This is a genomic window from Micromonospora sp. NBC_00617, assembly GCF_045161355.1.
Taxonomy (GTDB): Bacteria; Actinomycetota; Actinomycetes; order Mycobacteriales; family Micromonosporaceae; genus Micromonospora.
In genome coordinates this window covers 4898875-4917260 of sequence record NZ_CP107751.1, presented here as the reverse complement: position 1 = coordinate 4917260, position 18386 = coordinate 4898875, and the positions used below count along the sequence as shown (strand labels likewise).

The window sequence follows — 18386 nt, the reverse complement described above, 5'->3', positions numbered from 1 at the left end:
TGTGCGCGATGGTGTCCCACGAGCGCCCACGCACCACAGGCATCGTTGGCGATCGTTCGTCCAGGCTCTGGGCGGCATCGGTGGCGGTCGGTGCGTCGGCGCGACCGGCTCACCGGTCGGGGCGCTCACGGCACGGCTGAAGGCCCACCTGGCCTGGCGTCGCGTCGTGTCCTTGCCCCCAACGAAGGGACCACTTCGTGAGTCGGCTGTGGAGCCGGTTGGGCGCCCGTACGGCCGCTGTCGCGCTGCTCTCCGTGGGCGTTGCCGGTGGCTTCTACCTGGGCGAAGACCGGGAAACCCAGCAACAGGGCCTGTCCGCGCAGGAAAGCGTCGAGGTCGACCGGATCGACTTCGCCTACCAGCGCGAGCGCCAGGCCAGCCACCAGATCGCGTTCGCCCGGCAGCGGGCCGCCGAGTACCAGGCCAAGCTGCGGGCGGCTCAGGCCGCCAAGGAGGCCGCCGAGCGGGCCCGCCGGGCCGAGGCCGCCGCGGCGTCGCGCAAGCGCGAGCGCGAGGCCGCCGCCAAGGAGGTCGCCAAGCCGTACGACGGGCCGATCCCGGCGTCCTGCGCGGAGTACAGCGGCAACCGCAAGATCGGCTGCGCGCTGATGATCGAGGCGGGCTTCGGCATCGCCGAGTTCCCCTGCCTGGAGAAGCTCTGGACCAAGGAGAGCGGCTGGAACCACAAGGCCAGCAACTCCTCGTCCGGCGCGTACGGCATCCCGCAGTCGCTACCGGGCAGCAAGATGGGCTCGATCGCGGACGACTGGCGGACGAACCCGGCCACCCAGATCAAGTGGGGGCTGGGCTACATCAAGGGCCGGTACAAGACGCCCTGTGGCGCCTGGAGCAACTTCCAGAACAACGGCAACTACTGACGCTGTCGAGCGGCGGGGCGGGTGGGCTACCACCCGCCCCGCCGTCGCGCGTACGCCGGGCAAGCCGGCGGGACGCGAGTGGCGGCCGGCCCCTTTTGCTGATAGCAGTTGTGGGGTGACCCTGCACCCGCACAACGACGACCCCTACCGGTTCGGCACCGAGGCGTTCTACGCCGCGCTCGGCCGGGCCTTCGTCGCCATGTGCGCGGTCGTCCCGTTCCTCTTCCTCATCGAGGCCGTCGACCAGGGGCTCGCGTTCGGCCTGGACGCGACCGCCGGCATCATCCCGCACCGCATCGACGGTCTGGACGGCGTCTTCTTCTCGCCGTTCCTGCACCACGGCTTCGACCACCTCTACAGCAACAGCATCCCGCTGATCCTGCTGGGCACCTTCGTGCTGGCCGCCGGCGCCCGCCGCTTCCTCTGGTCAACCCTGATCATCATTCTGGTCAGCGGGCTCGGGGTCTGGTTCACCGGCTCACCCAACTCGGTGGTGGTCGGTGCCAGCGGGGTGATCTTCGGTTACCTGGGCATCCTGCTCACCCGGGGCATCGTCGAGCGCAGTTGGTGGAACTTCGCCGTCTTCCTGCTCGTCGGTCTGCTCTACGGCTGGCAACTGGTCGGCATCCTCCCCACCGACGAGCGGATCTCCTGGCAGGGCCACCTGTTCGGGCTGCTCGGTGGCGTGGTGGCGGCGATCCTGTTCCGCCGCCGAAGGCCGGCAGTGGACGGCCCGGACTACTCGGGATCCCCCCTCAGCCTGCCCTGACCTGCTCCTCGGCGCGCCCCTGGGACATGCTTGCCCGACCGCTGCGACCCGCCTACTGTCGAGATCAGCAAGCGTTGATCCGTGAGCGGAAAGCGACGGTACGCCATGCGCGAGGTCGACGTCGCCGTGATCGGGGCCGGTCCAGCCGGCCTCTTCGCCGCGTACTACGCCGGGTTCCGAGGGTTGTCCGTGGCGGTGATCGACGCGCTTCCGGAGCCGGGCGGTCAGGTCACCGCCATGTACCCGGAGAAGCTGATCCTCGACGTGGCCGGCTTTCCCGCCGTGAAGGGCCGCGACCTGGTCGCCAACCTGGTCGCCCAGGCGGCGCCCTTCGGCCCGCAGTACCTGCTCGGCACGAGGGCCGAGAAACTGTCGTACGCCGATGACCGGCCGGTGCTCGGCCTGGCCGGCGGCGAACAGCTCGGCTGCGGCGCGGTCGTGATCACCGGCGGGCTCGGCAGCTTCAGCCCACGGCCGCTGCCCTGCGCCGACGGCGCTCCCGGCGCCGGCATCGTCTACTTCGTGACCGACCCGGCCGAGCTGACCGACCGGGACGTGCTCATCGTCGGCGGCGGCGACTCGGCCTTCGACTGGGCGCTGGCCCTGCAACCGCTGGCCCGCTCGGTGACCCTGGTGCACCGGCGGGAGAAGTTCCGGGCACACGCCTCGACGGTCGCCCGGGTGCTGTCGCTGCCGGTGCGGGTGGTGGTCAACGCCGAGGTCACCCGCCTGATCGGGGACGCCACGGTGACCGGCGCCGAGGTGACCGTGCGCGGTGGCGCGGCCGAGACCCTTCCGGTGGACACGGTCGTCGCCGCCCTCGGCTTCACCGCCGACCTGGGCCCGCTCGCCGAGTGGGGCCTCCGGCTGGACCGCCGGCACATCCTGGTGGACAGCGCCATGGCGACGAACCTGCCCCGGGTCTTCGCGGCCGGCGACATCACCGAATACCCGGGCAAGGTGCGGCTCATCGCCACCGGCTTCGGCGAGGCCGCGACGGCGGTCAACAACGCGGCGGTCGCCATCGACCCGAGCGCCCACCTGTTCCCCGGGCACTCCTCCGACGCGGGCTGACCGTCGGTATCGGACACACACCGGCGCGTGTCCGGACCGAGACGCGCCGGGTCGATCCTGAGGCTATGACGGGGCCCGAGACATCGCGTGACGGCGCACCCACGACGCTGGCGTGGCTCTGCCACCCGGCCACTCTCCTGGCCTTGGTCGTGCTGCTGGTCAACGACCACGTGTTGAAGGCGGCGTTTCCCGGCCTGCTCACCGGCAAGCTGAGCGACGTCGCCGGCCTGGTGCTCGCGCCGCCGCTGGTGGCGGTGCTGCTGACTCTCGTGGTGCCGCGGCTGCCGGCCCGGGCGGCCGCGCTGGTCGGCCTGGTCGCGGTGGGCGCCGGGTTCGCGGTCGTCAAGTCGAGTGGGTACGCCGCTGAGCTTGCCTCCTCGGCGTGGACCGCGCTGGCGGGGCCGTCACTGGTCCGGGCCGACTGGACCGACCTGTTCACCCTGCCCGCGCTCGGGCTGGCGTGGTGGACTTGGACCCGGGCTCGGAGGCGACCGGTGCGTCACCGGGCGGCTCGGCTGGTCCGACTGCTGGTGGTGCTGCCACCGGCGGTGTTGGCGGTGGCCGCCACCAGCGCGGTCCACTACCCGTACGCGCTCGGGACCACGACGCTCGACGGCCGCCCGGCGATCTCGATCGGCGCAGGCTTCGAGGATCCGTACATGCCGGACGAGCCGGCCGACGGCCGTTGGCGGGTCAGCGAGGACGGCGCGACCACCTGGCGAGAGTCCACCGACGACGAGGAGGCCCGGCTGGACGCCCAGGAGTCCCCGCGCCAGCAGGCGTGTGCGCCGGACGACTCCCGACGCTGCTACCGGGTGGTCGCCGGGCACCTGCGGGTGGAGCAGAGTGACGACACCGGAGTGACCTGGCGGGTGGCCTGGGAGGTGTCGGACGCGCGGCGCGACGAGTTGGCCCATCGGTACGAGAGGCCCGGTGACCCCCGCCGCCACTTCTCCGCACGGGAACTCGTCGTCTACCCGCATGCCGGGGGTGGCCACGAGGTGCTGGTCGCCAACGGCCGGGACGGATTCCTGCGCCGTCTGTCGGACGGCGGATGGCGGCGCGAGGGCTTTCTCAGCCTCCGGTCGTACATGGCTGACACGCCCGAACTGCCCGCCGTGTACGACGGCGGGCGGGTCCAGCGCACGATCGACGTGTGGCTCGCGATCGCGCTCGCGCTGCTGCTCGGCTGCGCGGTCACCGTGGTCGCCGGTCATCTGGCGATCCGACGTGGTGGCGGCGGTCGCGGCTGGGGGATCGCCGGGGCCCTCACGATTCTCCTGGCCGGACTCTTGTTGGAGGCTTCCTGGTCCCAGGCCGACGGCACCGGCGTGGTCACAGCGCTGCTCGTCGTGTTATTGGGCGCGCTGGCGGTGGCAGTGCTGCTCCTCGTACCGTGGCTCGGCCCCGCGCCGGGCCCTTGGGTCGGGTGGACCGTGGGCAGCCTCCTGCTTACCGTGATCCTGGCCGGGCTACCGATGGCCGGTTGGCTGAACGGGACCCCGGAACAGACCCGGGTCGCGGTCATGCTGGCCCTGCTGGCCACCGTGCCGGGACTGCTACTGGCCGTTCGGCTCGCCAGCCTGGCAGACCCGACCCGTGCGGAGAACCGGCGCGACAGGCCGCCCTACCCGCCGTACCAACCTCTGCCGCCACGGGCACCGCTCCACTGACGCCTGGGGCGACCCGTCCCAAGGCCGTCCGGGGCGCGGGAGGTCGTTGGCAGGGTAGATCTTGGACACTTTCCGTTAGCAGCTAACGGAAAGTGTCCAAGATTGCCAGCGATGGCGGGTGAAGCGGTCGACCGACGGGCGTTCGCGGTGAGGCTCTTGGAATAGATCATTTAGGTGAACGGTGTGCGCCTGGTCCACCCGACGAACCGAGTGAACAGCGCCTCTGGTCCGGGCATCTCGTCGGGGTTGAGCCGCACCAGGTCCCCGGTCGCGTCGAACAGGTAACCCGCCATCTCGATTGCCAGCCCGACCGGGTCGTCGTCGTACACCGCCCGCAGGGTCAGGCGGGCGGACGGGCACGGCCAGGTGCCGCAGCCACGCCGGCAGACCCAGATCGGGCGGACAGGAGCGTGCCCAGCGGAAATCGGAAGGCGATGAGCAGGCGTTGCGGTGCGCGACGACATGCTCCCATCATGCGTTGCCCGTTTACGTCCGTCAACAATCAAAACCAGCAACGTGCCACGTTGCTGGACAGCTAGCACACGTTGTTGCTTACCGTCAAGGCATGGATCTGGTCGGCGTTGCGGAGATCCGGGACATGCTCGGCGGGATCAGCCGGCAGCGGGTCAGCATCATCGCGAACAGCAAAGGGTTCCCCGACCCGGTTGCCGTGCTCGCGATGGGCAAGGTGTGGCGTCGGCGGGACGTTGCCCGCTGGATCGCCGAGCACCGACCCAACCAGGACTGAGCCGAAACCCCGGCGTCGGTCAGCGGCGGGCGGGTGGTGCCAGCGCGGCGATCAGCACGGCCACCATGGTCAGCGCGGCCCCGAGCAGGGTGTTCACGCCGGGGTGCGAGGCCGCGGTGGGCAGCACCAGGTCCAGCAGGACGGCCCCCACGATCTGACCGGCGATGGTGGCCAGGCCGAGCAGCAGCACACCGGTGAACCGCACGATCGCGGCGGCGATCGCGATGAACACGATGCCGATCGGGCCGCCCAGGTAGAGCCACGGCTCGCTCGGCAGGTGCCCGGTCGGCCAACCTCGTACCGCGATGTCGATGGCGAACGCGACGAGCAGGGTGGTCGTGCCGACGGCGAAGTTGACGAGTGTGGCGGTCAACGCGCTGTCGGCCGCCGCCCGGACCCGCCCGTTGACCGCCTGTTGCCAGGCCGTGCCCACCCCGGCGACCAGTGGCAGGAGGGCCAGCGCCAGCGCGCCCGGAGCACCGAGCCGGTCACCGACCGCCAGGCCGACCGCCAGCACGGTGAGGACCGCGCCGGCAAGCCGTTGCCGGGTAACCGGCTGCTGGCCGCTCGGGCCGATGCCGGCCCGGTCCACGGCGAGGCTGCTGCCGGACTGACCGGCGACCACGGCGACGGTGAAGACCGCCACGCCCAACGTGCCGATGGTGAGGCCCTGGGAGGCCACCAGGAACGCGCCGCACATCCCGCCCAGGCACTGCCACGGTCGGAGCGCGCCCGCCGCGAGGGCGCGACGCAGCGCGGTCAGCCCCCGTCGCCCGCCGGGGGTGGCGGGCACCAGCACCAGCAGCACCACCAGACCCAGCCCGAACGAGACCACCGCGGCGGCGAACCCGTCGGCCAGGCGTACGCCCAGCTCGCCGTTGATCCGGGACTGCACCGCCACCGCGACTCCCGAGACCGACGCCAGCGCGACACCGGCGATCCGGCGGGTCGCGGAGAGAGCCTGCGGTGTCGCGGCGCCGGTCGCGATCACTCCTGCTCGGCCAGCGGACGACCGTCGAAGTCGACTGCGGAGTAGAGCGCCAGCTTCTCCAGCCGGTGGTACGAGTCGATCACCCGGATGGTGCCGCTCTTCGAGCGCATCACGATCGACTGGGTGTACGCGCCGCCGGCCCGGTACCGCACCCCGCGCAGCAGGTCCCCGGAGGTGACCCCGGTCGCCACGAAGAAGCAGTTGTCCCCGGTGACCAGATCGTCGGTGCCGAGCACCCGGTCCAGGTCGTGCCCGGCGGCGAGCGCCTTCTCCCGCTCCTCGTCGTCGCGCGGCCAGAGCTTGGCCTGCATCGCCCCGCCCATGCATTTCAACGCGCAGGCCGAGATGATGCCCTCCGGCGTGCCGCCGATGCCCATCAGCACGTCGACGTCCGACTCGCCCCGGGCGGCCGCGATGGAGCCGGCGATGTCGCCGTCGGAGATAAAGCGGATGCCCGCCCCGGTCCGGCGGATCTGGGTGACCAGGTCGTTGTGGCGGCTGCGGTCCAGCACGCAGACCGTCACCTCGGACACATCGGTGCCCTTGACCTTGGCGATCCGGCGCACGTTCTCGGCCACCCCGGCGTTGATGTCGATCACGTCGGCGTACGCGGGACCGACGGCGAGCTTCTCCATGTAGAAGACCGCGCTCGGGTCGAACATGGCACCTCGCTCGGAGACGGCGAGCACCGCCACCGCGTTCGGCATGCCCTTGCTCATCAGGGTGGTGCCGTCGACCGGGTCGACCGCGACGTCCACCTCGGGGCCGGTGCCGTCGCCGACGTGTTCGCCGTTGAAGAGCATCGGGGCGTTGTCCTTCTCGCCCTCGCCGATCACCACGACGCCACGCATCTGAATGGAGTTGATCAGCTTGCGCATGGCGTCGACGGCGGCTCCGTCGCCACCCTCCTTGTCGCCCCGGCCGACCCAGCGGCCGGCTGCCATCGCCGCGGCCTCGGTGACCCGGACCAGGTCGAGGGCCAGGTTCCGGTCGAGATCCTGCGGGATCCGCGTCCTGGTGTTCGTCATGACGGCTGCTCCTCCTCGCGACGGTGCGGGGACGGCCGGCGGCGGAGCGGTCCCGCTGCCGGCTTTGTCGCTGATCCTCACACGATGGCCGACCGGGCGTCGGCGCGGGGCGGTGATGGGCCGGATACCGCCGGTCGGGCGGCTGCGAAGATGGCAGGGTGGAACCCGCACAGCCTGCCGACCGCGTACCCGTCGACCGCACGCCGCCCGATGGCCAGCCGCCGATCGACCAACCCGCCGACACCGAGCCTGCCGCGACCGGCCCGACGACGCCGGCCGCCGGTGAGCCGGCCCTTGTCGCTGGTGAGCCGGCGCCGGCTGCCGATGAGCCGGCCCTCGTCGCTGGTGAGCCGGCGCTGGACCCGTCGGCGCGGCCTTCGGTCGCCGGGCCGGGTGACGCCGCCGGTGGGCCCGACGACGTCACGGGCACCGGTGAGCGGTCCGCGCCGCCGCCACGGGTGGCAGTGGCGGCGATCAAGGCCGAGCGGTCGCCCAAGGACATGGCGATCTCGCTGTTGGTGCTGCTGATCCCGATCGCGCTGCTGCTGGCGTTCTACCGGGGTTTCCTCGGCGGCGATCAGGCCACCACGGTCGATTCGGCCCCGGCGATCGAGCAGGCGCGATCGGCGAACACCTTCGGTGTGAGCGAGCCGCAGGGGCTCGACTCCGGCTGGCGTACGGTCAGCGCCCGCTACCAGACCGTCCAGGGCGGCGCGAAGCTGCGGATCGGCTACCTGACGCCGGAGGGGCGGGGTGTCCAGCTGCTGCAGAGCAACGTCCCCGCGGAGCAACTGCTCCCCGCCGAGCTGACCGACCAGAGTCAGCCACAGGGCCCGACGGAGCTGGCCGGGCGCACCTGGCAGCGCTACACGGCCCGGGGGAACCAGCAGGCGCTGGTGCTGCTGGAACCGACCCGCACAGTGCTCGTCGTCGGTGATGCCCGGGACGACGAGCTGCGCGACCTTGCCGGCGCGCTGCGCTGACTGTCCGACATCGATACGCCCGCCGCGTCGCTGGGGGGCGTATCCGTTAGGCTCCCTCGGCTCGGTCCGGTCCGCACACAGCGGCCGGGCCATGTCCATCTCTGTGAAGTGAGATCTCAGTGAACATTCGACGGTGGAGCTTCGGCTTCCTCGCCGCCACCCTGCTCGTACCCGGCCTGGCCGCGTGCAAGTCCGACGCTGCCGAGCCGGCCGCTGCGCCCAGCCCGTCCGCCCCCGCCGTACCGGCCGACCCGAAGGAGGCGCTGCTCGCCTCCACCAAGGAGATGGCCAAGGGCGACTTCACCTTCACCCTGACCGGCGCCGACCTGACCGGCAGCGGTCTGGTGCACAAGCCCAGCAACAGTGCGCAGTTCACCATGAAGCTGGGCGACGCCTCCCAGGACGTGTCGATGGAGATGGACCTCGTCTACATCGACTCGGAGAGCTGGGTGAAGTTGGAGATCGGCGGGGCCATGGCCGCCATGATCCCCGGCGCGGCGAAGAACAAGGGCAAGTACCAGCACCTCGACAAGACCAAGGTCAAGGACGTCAAGGACCTCCAGCTCGACCCGGAGACGCTCGACCCGGTCGACAGCGAGACGCTGGTCAAGGGCGTGACGGACGTGCAGAAGACCGGCGAGGGCACCTACGCCGGCAAGATCGACATCAGCGCCTCCACCGAGTCGGTCGCCCTCGACGAGGACGTCGTGACCGCGCTGGGCACGCAGGCCAAGGCGCTGCCGTTCACCGCCAAGCTGGACCCGCAGGGCCGCCTCACCGAGCTGGTCATCTCGGTGCCGGCCGCCGGCGAGACCGCCGCGCACGACATCAAGATCGGGTACGCGGGCTACGGCACCGGCACCGGCGCGAAGAAGCCGCCGGCGGACAAGGTCGTCGAGGCCTCGGCCGAGACGTACGAGCTGTTCAAGTAGGTCGGCACGACGGATCGGGGTGGCCCTGGGCCACCCCGATCCTGCTTTCGGGGCGGATCGGCGCGAGCAACCGGACGACAAGGGTGATTGTTCGACGGGTCGACAGGGAACAAGGAGGGAGTGATCCGGGCGCGCTGCTCGGCCCGGATCGCGCGACGTGGCCGAAGGGCTGCCGCGTCGCCCGGTTTCCGGCGCCGACCAGGTCGTCGGGTGACCCCCTTGGGAGACACGTATGACTGTTCGACGACTCGGTGCCGGCCTGGTAGCCGCCGCCCTGTTCACGCCCGCCCTGGCAGCCTGCGCCGGCGGTACGACCGGCACCGCCGGATCGACCGCGTCCTCCACGGTGAGCGCGTCCGGCGCACCCAGCGCGTCCGGCGGCACGCCCGTGCCGGGCGACGCCAAGCAGGCGCTGCTGGACTCCACCAAGGAGATCAGCAACGGCAACTTCCGGTTCACCCTCTCCGGCGCCGGCTCGGCCGCCGAGGGGCTGGTGCACCAGCCGAGTCAGAGTGCCGCGATGAAGATCTCCATCGGCGGCCCCTCCTCCGACCTGGCGATGAAGCTCGACGTGATCCACGCCAAGCCGGACAGCTGGGTGAAGCTGGAGCTGACCGGCCCCACCGCCGACAGCCTGCCCGCCATCAAGCAGCTCAACCTCGGCAAGTACCAGCACCTCGACCAGGCCCGCATCAAGGGCAACAAGAACCTCGGCTTCGACTTCGAGAAGGTCGACCCGGCCGGCAGCGCGGTGCTGACCCAGGGCATCACCGAGGTCCGCAGCACCGGCACCGGCACGTACGCCGGCACCATCGACGTCACCAAGGCCGCCGAGGCCGGTTCGCTGAACGCCGCCACGATCGCCGCGCTGGGCACCCAGGCGAAGACGGTCCCGTTCACCGCGAAGGTCGACCCGCAGGGCCGGCTCAGCGAGTTGGTGCTGCAACTCCCGGCCGCCGGGCAGACCGCCGCTCAGGAGATCAAGATGACGTACTCCGACTACGGTTCCGCCACCGCCGCGCAGAAGCCGCCGGCGGCCCAGGTCGTCGAGGCGCCGGCCGAGCTCTACAGCCTGTTCAACTGACCGTCGTACGCCGGTGGGGCGGTTCCGGCCGCCCCACCGCCGGTTCCGGTCACCCCGTCCGAGGTCAGGACGCGGGGTCCTGCCGGGCGGCGTCGATCCGCGCCCGAGCGCCGTCCAGCCAGCGCTGGCAGATCACCGCCAGCGCCTCGCCGCGCTCCCAGAGCGCCAGCGACTCCTCCAGGGACGTGCCGCCGGCCTCCAGCCGCTCGACCACCGAGGCCAGTTCGGCGCGGGCCTGCTCGTAGCTGAGCCGCTCGTCCGGCCCGGCCTTCGTGTCGTCAGTCATCGCGTCCATCTCAGCACGCCCCCGTCCGGGTCACCGCGTCGCCACTGCGCCGTCGACCGTCGCGGTCAGCTCACCGTCGGCGAGGCGGACCCGCAGCGGGTCGCCCTTGCCGACCTCGGCCGCTGCCCGTACGACGTGCCCGTCGGCGCGTTGCACGATCGCGTACCCCCGGTCCAGGGTGGCGGCGGGGGAGAGGGCGCGCAGCCGGGCCAGGGTGTGCCGCAGATCGTCGTCGGCGCCGGCGAGCCGGTGGTCCAGGCAGCGGCCGGCGCGCTGGCGCAGCCCGGCCAGCTCCGTCGCGCGGTGCTCCACCATCACCTGGGGCCGGGCCAGCACGGGCCGGGACCGCAGACCGTCGAGGCGGTGGGACTCCCGGTCGACCAGGTTGCGGACCGCCCGCTCGAGTCGGTGCCGGGCCTGACCGATGAGGCGTACCTCCTCGGTGAGGTCGGGGACCACCCGCTTGGCCGCGTCGGTCGGGGTGGAGGCCCGCAGGTCGGCGACGTAGTCGACAAGCGGCGCGTCCGTCTCGTGACCGATCGCGCTGACCACCGGCGTACGGCAGCCGAACACGGCCCGGCAGAGCGCCTCGTCGGAGAAGGGCAGCAGGTCCTCGATGCCGCCACCACCTCGGGCGATGATGATCACGTCGATGCTCGGGTCGGCGTCCAGGACCTTGAGCGCGTCGACGATCTGCGGCACGGCGGACGGGCCCTGCACGGCCACGTTGACCGTCCGGAACTCCACGGCCGGCCAGCGCCGCCGGGCATTGGTCAGCACGTCCCGCTCGGCGGCCGACGCGCGGCCGGTGATCAGCCCGATCCGGCCGGGCAGGAACGGCAGCCGGCGCTTGCGCGCCCGGTCGAACAGCCCCTCGGCGGCGAGCAGCTTCTTGAGCTTTTCCAGCCGGGCCAGCAGCTCACCGAGCCCCACCTGCCGGATCTCGTCGGCCCGCAGGCTCAGTGTGCCCCGCGCGGCGTAGAACTCCGGCTTGGCGTGCAGCACCACGCGGGCGCCCTCGCGCAGCTCCGGCGCACCGGCGTCCAGCACGTCGCGGTTGGTGGTGACGGTCAGGCTCAGGTCGGCCGAGGGATCACGCAGGGTCAAAAAGACCGTGGTGGCCCCGGGACGGCGGCTGATCTGCGCGACCTGTCCGTCCACCCACACCCAGCCGAGCTTGGCGATCCACGCACCGACCTTCTGCGAAACGACCCGAACCGGCCAAGGCTCCTCCGCGCTGCTGCGCGCCGCGTCCCCGCCAACCCCACTCACCCAACCCACCCTACGGATCCTCTCGGTGATCAAGAAGTTTGCGTCATCCTCGGGCGTGGTTTTGACGCAAACCTCTTGATCACCGGGTCGGGGGCCCGGGTTGTGGGCGGTGGTGGGTTGTCGGCGGGCACGTACGATGGGGGGGTGACTGATCTCCGGACCGGCAAGCGCGTGCTCCTGGCCAAGCCCCGCGGCTACTGCGCGGGTGTTGACCGCGCCGTGCAGACCGTCGAGGAGGCGCTGAAGCTCTACGGCGCCCCGATCTACGTGCGCAAGCAGATCGTGCACAACAAGCACGTCGTGCAGACGCTGGAGGCCCAGGGCGCGATCTTCGTGGAGGAGAACGAGGAGGTGCCCGAGGGCGCCACCGTCATCTTCTCCGCGCACGGTGTGGCCCCCGAGGTCTACGAGCAGGCCCGGGAGCGCTCGCTGAAGGCCATCGACGCGACCTGCCCGCTGGTCACCAAGGTGCACCAGGAGGCGAAGCGGTTCGCCGCCGAGGACTACGACATTCTGCTGATCGGCCACGAGGGGCACGAGGAGGTCATCGGCACCGCCGGTGAGGCTCCCGCGCACATCCAACTCGTGGACGGCCCGGACGGCGTCGACAAGATCACCGTTCGCGACCCGGAGAAGGTCGTCTGGCTCTCCCAGACCACGCTCTCGGTGGACGAGACGCTGGAGACGGTCGCCCGGCTCAAGACCCGGCTGCCGCTGCTCCAGTCCCCGCCCAGTGACGACATCTGCTACGCCACGTCCAACCGGCAGCACGTCGTCAAGGAGATCGCCCCCGAGTGCGACGTGGTGATCGTCGTCGGCTCGACGAACTCCTCCAACTCGGTCCGGCTGGTCGAGGTTGCCCTGGACGCCGGCGCCCGCGCCGGCCACCTGGTCGACTTCGCCCACGAGATCGACGACGCCTGGCTGGCCGACGCCCGCACGGTCGGGGTGTCCTCCGGCGCGAGCGTCCCGGAGGACCTGGTCGACGATGTGCTGACGCACCTGGCCGCTCGCGGGTTCGACGACGTCGAGGAGATCACCACCGCCAACGAGCGGCTGACCTTCTCGCTTCCGCAGGAGCTGAAGCGGGACATGAAGGCCGCCGCGACCCGCGGCTGAGCACGTTCGGGCGCCGGAGCACGGCGGCACGCCGTGCCGCCGGTGATCAGGCGGCGAATCACGGTGGGAACGCCGCGCCGTCCCGGCGCGTCGAAAGCGGCATGAAGAACCTTCGGCTCGTCGTCCCCGCCCTGGTCGCCCTCGCGGCGCTGAGCGCCTGCGGGGGGACGGACGGCTCCACCACCCCCGGAGCGCCGACGGCAACGGCTGGGCAACCCACCCCGGCGTCACCCAGCAGTTCCGCACCGGCGATCACGCCCTCCGACCCGCTCAAGTCGCCGGGCGGGCCCACCGTCCCGCCGCCGGTCGGCGCCACCGAACTCACCGGCACGATCACCGCCGGGGTGGAGCCGAACTGCCTGCTGCTCGACGGCTACCTGCTGGTGGGCGGCCCGCGGGACGTGCTGGCCGCCGGCACCCGGGTCACCGTCACCGGTCGGGTCGAGACCGGCATGATGACCACCTGCCAGCAGGGCACGCCCTTCGTCGTCGAGAGCGCCAACCGCCGCTAGGAAAAGGCGCGGTGCGGTCAGCGGTCGGCGTCGTCCAGCAGCTCCGGCGCCTGGGGCTGGCGGGGGGTCAGCTCGACCTGGGCGGGGGTCGCCAGCTCGTCGTCCGAGACGCCCAGCTCGGCGAGCTTGCGGGCGCTGACCAGCACCCGCGCCTCCAGCGAACCGACCGCCCGGTTGTACGCGGTCACCGCGCCGGCCAGCGACGAGCCGAGCTTGCCCACATGGTCACCGAGGGTGGAGAGCCGGCCGTACAGCTCCCGGGCGAGGGTGTGCACCGCCACCGCGTTGCGGGCCAGCGCCTCCTGCCGCCACGAGTAGGCCACCGTGCGGAGCAGGGCGACCAGGGTGGCCGGCGTGGCCAGCACCACGTTGCGGGCGAACGCGTGCTCCAACAGCGTCGGGTCGCGTTGGAGCGCGACGTCGAGGAACGGGTCGGCGGGCACGAACAGGACCACGAACTCGGGCGAGCTGTCGAACGCCGTCCAGTACGACTTGGCGGCCAGGGCGTCGACGTGCCCCCGCAGGTGTCGGGCGTGGGCGTCGAGGTGGGTGTCCCGGCCGCGCTCGTCGCGGGCCTCCATCGCGGTGAGGTACGCGTCGAACGGCGCCTTCGCGTCCACCACCACCGACCGGCCCCCGTGCAGGCGGACCACCAGATCCGGGCGGACGACCTGGTCGTCGGTGGCGGCGGTGACCTGCTCGGAGAAGTCGCAGTGCTCCAGCATGCCGGCCGCCTCGACGATCCGGCGCAGTTGGTGCTCGCCCCAGCGGCCCCGCACCTGCGGCGCGCGCAGCGCGGCGACCAGCTGCTTGGTCTCGGTGCGCAGCTCCCCGGAGACCGCATTCATCGAGCGGACCTGCTCACGCAGCTCGGCGTACGCGTCGACCCGGTCGTGCTCCAGCTCGGCGACCCGCTGCTCGTAGCGGCGCAGGCTGTCGTGCAGCGGCGCCACGGCACGGGCCACCGCCTCCTGCGACTGCGCCGTGGCCTCGTAGCTCAGCGCCCGCATGGACTGCTCCAGCCGCCCCTCGCCCTCCCGCGTCGCCGTCAGGGTGGCATCCAGCCTGGCGATGTCGGCTGCCGACCGGGACCGGGCCGCCAGCCAGCCCACCGCCCCGCCGGCACCGAGGCACACGATCACCACCAGCAGCGTCGAGACGTCCATCACCGGAGCTTGCCAGACGGGTACGACGTGACACCCGGGGGTACGTTCGATGACATGGAACTTGTGCTGTGCCTCGCGATCGTGCTGGTCGGTGCACTCGGCGCTGCGGCGCTCATCCGCGCCCAGGGCACCGCCCGCCGGCGCACGGAACTGGGCGACGCCCGCGCCGAGGCGCACCGCTGGTACGAGCGCCTCGGTGGTCAGCTGTTGACCCTTCAGGGCGACGAGCCGGCGGTCCGCCAGGCGCTGGCCGACGCCGGTGAGCGGTACAACGCGGCGGGTTCGCAGTTGGAGCAGGCGCGTACGCCGCACCAGTTCGCGCTCGCCCGGGAGACCGCGCTGGAAGGACTGGCGTACATCCGGGCGGCGCGGACCGCGCTGGGGATCGATCCCGGCCCCGAGGTGCCGGCGCTGGCCGCCGCGCGGGGCGTCGGGCAGCTCACCAAGGAGCGCGAGGTCGACGTGCAGGGGCAGACGTTCCGGGCCGGCCCGCAGCCCGGCCGGCAGACGCCCTACTACTACCCCGGCGGCCGCTACCAGGGTCGGCCGGTGCCGGCGGGCTGGTATTCGACGCCGTGGTGGAAGACCGCGTTGGGCGCGGGGGCCGGTGTGCTCGGCGGCATGTTGATCGCCGACGCGCTGTTCTCGCCGGCCTTCGCCGACCCGGGCTACGGGTACGACGAGGGCTACCAGGAGGGCTTCGGTGACGGCGCCGACTACGCCGACGGCCAGGGCGGCGACTACGGCGACCAGGGCGGCGACTTCGGTGGCGGCGACCAGGTGGGCGGCTTCGGCGGCGGTGACTATGCCGCCGGCGACTTCGGCGGTGGAGGTTTCGGTGGCGGTGACTTCGGCGGCGGCGACTTCGGCGGCGGCGACTGGTGAACGCCGGGCGCCCTGACTGAGGGCGGCGACTGGTGATCGGCGAGGGCCGCTGATCGTTGAACACCGCTGGCTGATCATGCGGAACGGGCCCCGGTCGTGGTGACCGGGGCCCGTTGCCGTACTGCCTGATCAGCCGGTGTTGCGCATACCGGCGGCGATGCCGTTCACCGTGGTGAGCAGCGCCCGCTCCAGGGCCGTGCCGTCGCTCGGGGCGCGTCGGCCACCCGGGGCGGTGGCCACCGCACGGCCGGCCGCTCCGGACTCCCGGTACTGCCGCAGCAGCGCCACCTGGAGGTGGTGCAACGGCTCCAGGTAGGTGTCCCGGACGGCCAGGGTGCGCTGAAGCACTGGCGAGTTCTCCAGCAGGGCGGGTGAGGACGTGACCGCCAGCACCTCGCGCTTGGTCAGCTCGTACTCCAGCTCGATCTGCTCGAAGATCGGGTGCAGCTTCTTCGGCACCAGGGTCTCGACGTATCGGCGGGCGATGCTCAGGTCGGTCTTGGTCACCATCATCTCGACGTTCGACAGGAACGTGCGGAAGAAGTGCCAGTTGCGGTGCATCTCGGCCAGCACGTCCGCCAGCCCGGCCTCGCGGGCGGCGGCCAGCCCGGAGCCGACGCCGAACCAACCCGGCACGATCTGCCGGGTCTGCGTCCAGCCGAACACCCACGGGATGGCCCGCAGCCCGGAGAGCCCGGCGCCCGTGTTGGGGCGCTTCGCCGGCCGGGAGCCGATGTTCAGCGCGCCGAGCAGCTCGGTGGGGGTGGACGCCCAGAAGTACGCCGGCAGGTCCGGGTCCTCGACGAGCGACCGGTACGACCGGAACGCCGACTCGGAGACCACGTCCATCGTCGCGTCCCAGCGTTCCAGCATCTCGGCCGGCTGCCGGGGCGCGGTGTGCAGCAGCGTCGCCTGGAGCACGGCGGCGAGGGTCAGCTCCAGGTTCTCCCGCGCCAGCGAGGGCAGGGTGTACTTGTCGGAGATCACCTCGCCCTGCTCGGTCACCTTGATCGCGCCGTCCAGCGTGCCGTACGGCTGCGCCAGGATCGCCTCGTGCGTCGGGCCGCCACCGCGGCCGACAGTGCCGCCGCGACCGTGGAACAGCCGCAGGCGTACGCCGTGCCGGGCGGCCACGTCGCGCAGCGCGCGTTGGGCCCGGTGGATCGACCACTGGCTGGTGGTGATCCCGGCCTCCTTGTTGGAGTCGGAGTAGCCGAGCATGACCTCCTGCACGTCGCCCCGGGCCGCGACGAGCGCCCGGTACGCGGGCAGCGACAGCAGCTCGTCGAGGATCTCGCCGCCGGCGTTCAGCTCGCCCGGGGTCTCCAGTAGCGGCACGAAACCGATCCGGGCCCGGCCGCTGTGCACGTCGACCAGCCCGGCCTCGCGGGCGAGCACGACGGCGGCGAGCACGTCGTCCACGCCGAGGGTCATCGAGATGATGTACGACTCGATCACCTCGGTGCCGAACCGGTCCTGCGCCTCACGGATCGTGCTGAACACGTCGAACGTCTTGCGGGCCGTCTCGCTCAGCGGGGTGTCCAGGGTGGACAGCGGCCGGCGGCCGGTGAGCTCGTCGGCGAGCAGCTTGGTGCGCTCCAACGGGCTCAACGCCGGGTAGTCGGACACCTCGCCGACGGCCTCGTACAGCTGGGCGAGCACCGCGTGGTGCGCCTCGGCGTGCTCCCGGACGTCCATGGTCGCCAGGTGCAGGCCGAACGCGGAGACCGTCCGGATGGTGGAGGCCAGCCGGCCGACGGCGGTGAGCTGCCCGGAGTTGCGGGCCAGCGAGGCGCGCAGCAGGTCCAGGTCGACGATCAGCTCGGCGGAGCCGCGGTAGTCGCGGCCCGGAACGTGGGCGGTGCCCTGGCGGAGCCGCTGCCGGGTGTTGGCCAGCTTCGCCTTCACGCAGCGTGCCTTGAGCCGGTACGGCTCCTCGGCGTTGACCCGACGGAACCGGGGGGCCACCTCGGGCAGCGCGTCGAGGTCGGCGGCGAGGCTGGCGGAGAGGTCCAGCGACACCCCGCGCAGTCGGCGGGACACCGAGACCTCGTTGATCAGGTGATCCATCGCCTTCTCGGTGGCCGCGATGCCGTGCTCGTGCTGGATGGTCAGCACCTCGCGGGTGACCGCCGGGGTGACGAACGGGTTGCCGTCCCGGTCGCCACCGATCCAGGTGCCGAAACTCAGCGGGCGGGCCGTCGGCGACGTCTCCACGCCGAGGGTGCGCAGCGTGTCGGCCAGGTCGTCGAGCACCTGCGGCGCGGCCTCGGCGTACAGGTCGCGCAGGTAGTAGATGGCGTTGCGGGCCTCGTCGGTCGGGTCGGGCCGGTCGAGCCGCAGCTCGTCGGTCTGCCACATCAGGTCCAGCAATTCGGCCAGCCGGCGGTTGGCCGGGCCCTCGTCGCTGGCGCCGTAGAGGATCGCGTTGGCGGTCTCGGTGTCCAGCTCGTCGGCGATGGCCCGCAGCTTGGACAGGATCGAGCGGCGGGCCGCCTCGGTCGGGTGGGCGGTGAAGACCGGCCGGACCGCCAGCCGGCGGGCCGCGGCAGCGATCTCCTCGGCCGGCACCCCCCGCTCGGCGATCATCTTGGCCGCCTGGTCCAGCCAGCCGCCCTGCACGGCGCGGCGGCGACGCAGATCCCGAGCGCGGTGCACCTGCTCGGTGATGTTGGCCAGGTGGAAGTAGGTGGAGAAGGCGCGGGCCAGCTTGGTGCCGGTGGTCACGTCGAGCCCGCCGAGCCGCTCGGCGGCGGCCGGGACGTCGGAGCGGACCTGGGCGCGGATCTCCTCGACGAGGTCGAGCAGCGGGCGCCCCTCCTGGCGGGCCAGGGTCTGGCCGAGGAGGGTGCCGAGTCGGCGGATGTCAGCGCGCAGCGCGGCGTCCGGGCCGTCGTGGTCGTGCTGGTCGGTCACGATGCGCTCCTTACGCGAGTACGAAGGACAGCGCTGTCCGACTCCCTGGATGGTATCCGCGTCGGGCCGG

18 protein-coding genes are annotated in these 18386 nt (G+C 72.0%); 11 read left to right on the top strand and 7 right to left on the bottom strand.

Going from position 1 to position 18386, the window contains the following annotated elements:
* The first annotated feature begins 197 nt into the window (after positions 1–197).
* The 4 genes from OG505_RS22495 (at position 198) to OG505_RS22480 (ending at position 4394) form a co-directional block, all read left to right on the top strand.
* Entirely contained in the window at positions 198–878 is a 681-nt protein-coding gene (locus OG505_RS22495) for a lytic transglycosylase domain-containing protein (protein WP_405427284.1), read from the top strand.
* A gap of 115 nt (positions 879–993) precedes the next feature.
* Positions 994–1647: a rhomboid family intramembrane serine protease gene (locus tag OG505_RS22490; protein WP_405427283.1), complete on the top strand. Its 654-nt coding sequence runs from the start codon at positions 994–996 to the stop codon at positions 1645–1647.
* 105 nt (positions 1648–1752) lie between these two features.
* Complete coding sequence (locus tag OG505_RS22485; RefSeq protein WP_405434640.1) at positions 1753–2721, top strand: NAD(P)/FAD-dependent oxidoreductase; 969 nt, start codon at positions 1753–1755, stop codon at positions 2719–2721.
* Between the two features lie 65 nt (positions 2722–2786).
* Complete coding sequence (locus OG505_RS22480) at positions 2787–4394, top strand: hypothetical protein (protein WP_405427281.1); 1608 nt, start codon at positions 2787–2789, stop codon at positions 4392–4394.
* Between the two features lie 170 nt (positions 4395–4564).
* Here OG505_RS22480 and OG505_RS22475 read toward each other — a convergent pair whose 3' ends face one another.
* Positions 4565–4723: a hypothetical protein gene (locus OG505_RS22475; RefSeq protein ID WP_405427279.1), complete on the bottom strand. Its 159-nt coding sequence runs from the start codon at positions 4721–4723 to the stop codon at positions 4565–4567.
* 236 nt (positions 4724–4959) lie between these two features.
* Between OG505_RS22475 and OG505_RS22470 the strand changes: the two genes are divergently transcribed.
* Entirely contained in the window at positions 4960–5142 is a 183-nt protein-coding gene (locus tag OG505_RS22470; RefSeq protein WP_405427277.1) for a hypothetical protein, read from the top strand.
* 19 nt (positions 5143–5161) lie between these two features.
* Here the strand turns inward: OG505_RS22470 and OG505_RS22465 are convergent, their stop codons facing one another.
* Together OG505_RS22465 and glpX are read right to left on the bottom strand one after the other, a co-directional pair.
* Positions 5162–6133, bottom strand: a complete 972-nt coding sequence (locus OG505_RS22465; protein WP_405427275.1) for a DMT family transporter — start codon at positions 6131–6133, stop codon at positions 5162–5164.
* Complete coding sequence (gene glpX / locus OG505_RS22460) at positions 6130–7161, bottom strand: class II fructose-bisphosphatase (RefSeq protein WP_405427273.1); 1032 nt, start codon at positions 7159–7161, stop codon at positions 6130–6132. The genes OG505_RS22465 and glpX overlap by 4 nt, the downstream gene beginning before the upstream one ends.
* A 158-nt stretch (positions 7162–7319) precedes the next feature.
* On the opposite strand from glpX, the gene OG505_RS22455 reads away from it, so the two are divergent.
* The 3 genes from OG505_RS22455 (at position 7320) to OG505_RS22445 (ending at position 10160) form a co-directional block, all read left to right on the top strand.
* Positions 7320–8144, top strand: coding sequence for a DUF4245 family protein (locus OG505_RS22455; protein ID WP_405427271.1), 825 nt, complete (start codon positions 7320–7322; stop codon positions 8142–8144).
* A gap of 119 nt (positions 8145–8263) precedes the next feature.
* Positions 8264–9076 (top strand): hypothetical protein, encoded by an 813-nt coding sequence (locus tag OG505_RS22450; RefSeq protein ID WP_405427269.1) that lies wholly within the window; start codon positions 8264–8266, stop codon positions 9074–9076.
* A gap of 232 nt (positions 9077–9308) precedes the next feature.
* Positions 9309–10160, top strand: a complete 852-nt coding sequence (locus OG505_RS22445) for a hypothetical protein (protein WP_405427267.1) — start codon at positions 9309–9311, stop codon at positions 10158–10160.
* 64 nt (positions 10161–10224) lie between these two features.
* On the opposite strand, the gene OG505_RS22440 is transcribed toward OG505_RS22445, so the two are convergent.
* Both OG505_RS22440 and xseA read right to left on the bottom strand, forming a co-directional pair.
* Positions 10225–10446, bottom strand: a complete 222-nt coding sequence (locus tag OG505_RS22440; protein WP_234584122.1) for an exodeoxyribonuclease VII small subunit — start codon at positions 10444–10446, stop codon at positions 10225–10227.
* Positions 10447–10476: 30 nt separating this feature from the next.
* A complete protein-coding gene (gene xseA / locus OG505_RS22435; RefSeq protein ID WP_405427265.1) occupies positions 10477–11727 on the bottom strand; it encodes an exodeoxyribonuclease VII large subunit in 1251 nt (416 codons plus the stop codon).
* Between the two features lie 135 nt (positions 11728–11862).
* Between xseA and OG505_RS22430 the strand changes: the two genes are divergently transcribed.
* On the top strand, positions 11863–12837 hold the full coding sequence (locus tag OG505_RS22430; RefSeq protein ID WP_405427263.1) for a 4-hydroxy-3-methylbut-2-enyl diphosphate reductase: 975 nt from the start codon (positions 11863–11865) through the stop codon (positions 12835–12837).
* A gap of 101 nt (positions 12838–12938) precedes the next feature.
* Complete coding sequence (locus OG505_RS22425) at positions 12939–13349, top strand: hypothetical protein (RefSeq protein ID WP_405427261.1); 411 nt, start codon at positions 12939–12941, stop codon at positions 13347–13349.
* 17 nt (positions 13350–13366) lie between these two features.
* On the opposite strand, the gene OG505_RS22420 is transcribed toward OG505_RS22425, so the two are convergent.
* Entirely contained in the window at positions 13367–14515 is a 1149-nt protein-coding gene (locus OG505_RS22420) for a DNA recombination protein RmuC (RefSeq protein WP_393043755.1), read from the bottom strand.
* 54 nt (positions 14516–14569) lie between these two features.
* On the opposite strand from OG505_RS22420, the gene OG505_RS22415 reads away from it, so the two are divergent.
* A complete protein-coding gene (locus OG505_RS22415; protein ID WP_405427258.1) occupies positions 14570–15400 on the top strand; it encodes a hypothetical protein in 831 nt (276 codons plus the stop codon).
* Between the two features lie 129 nt (positions 15401–15529).
* Here the strand turns inward: OG505_RS22415 and ppc are convergent, their stop codons facing one another.
* On the bottom strand, positions 15530–18316 hold the full coding sequence (ppc, locus tag OG505_RS22410; RefSeq protein ID WP_405427256.1) for a phosphoenolpyruvate carboxylase: 2787 nt from the start codon (positions 18314–18316) through the stop codon (positions 15530–15532).
* Between the last annotated feature and the right edge of the window lie 70 nt (positions 18317–18386).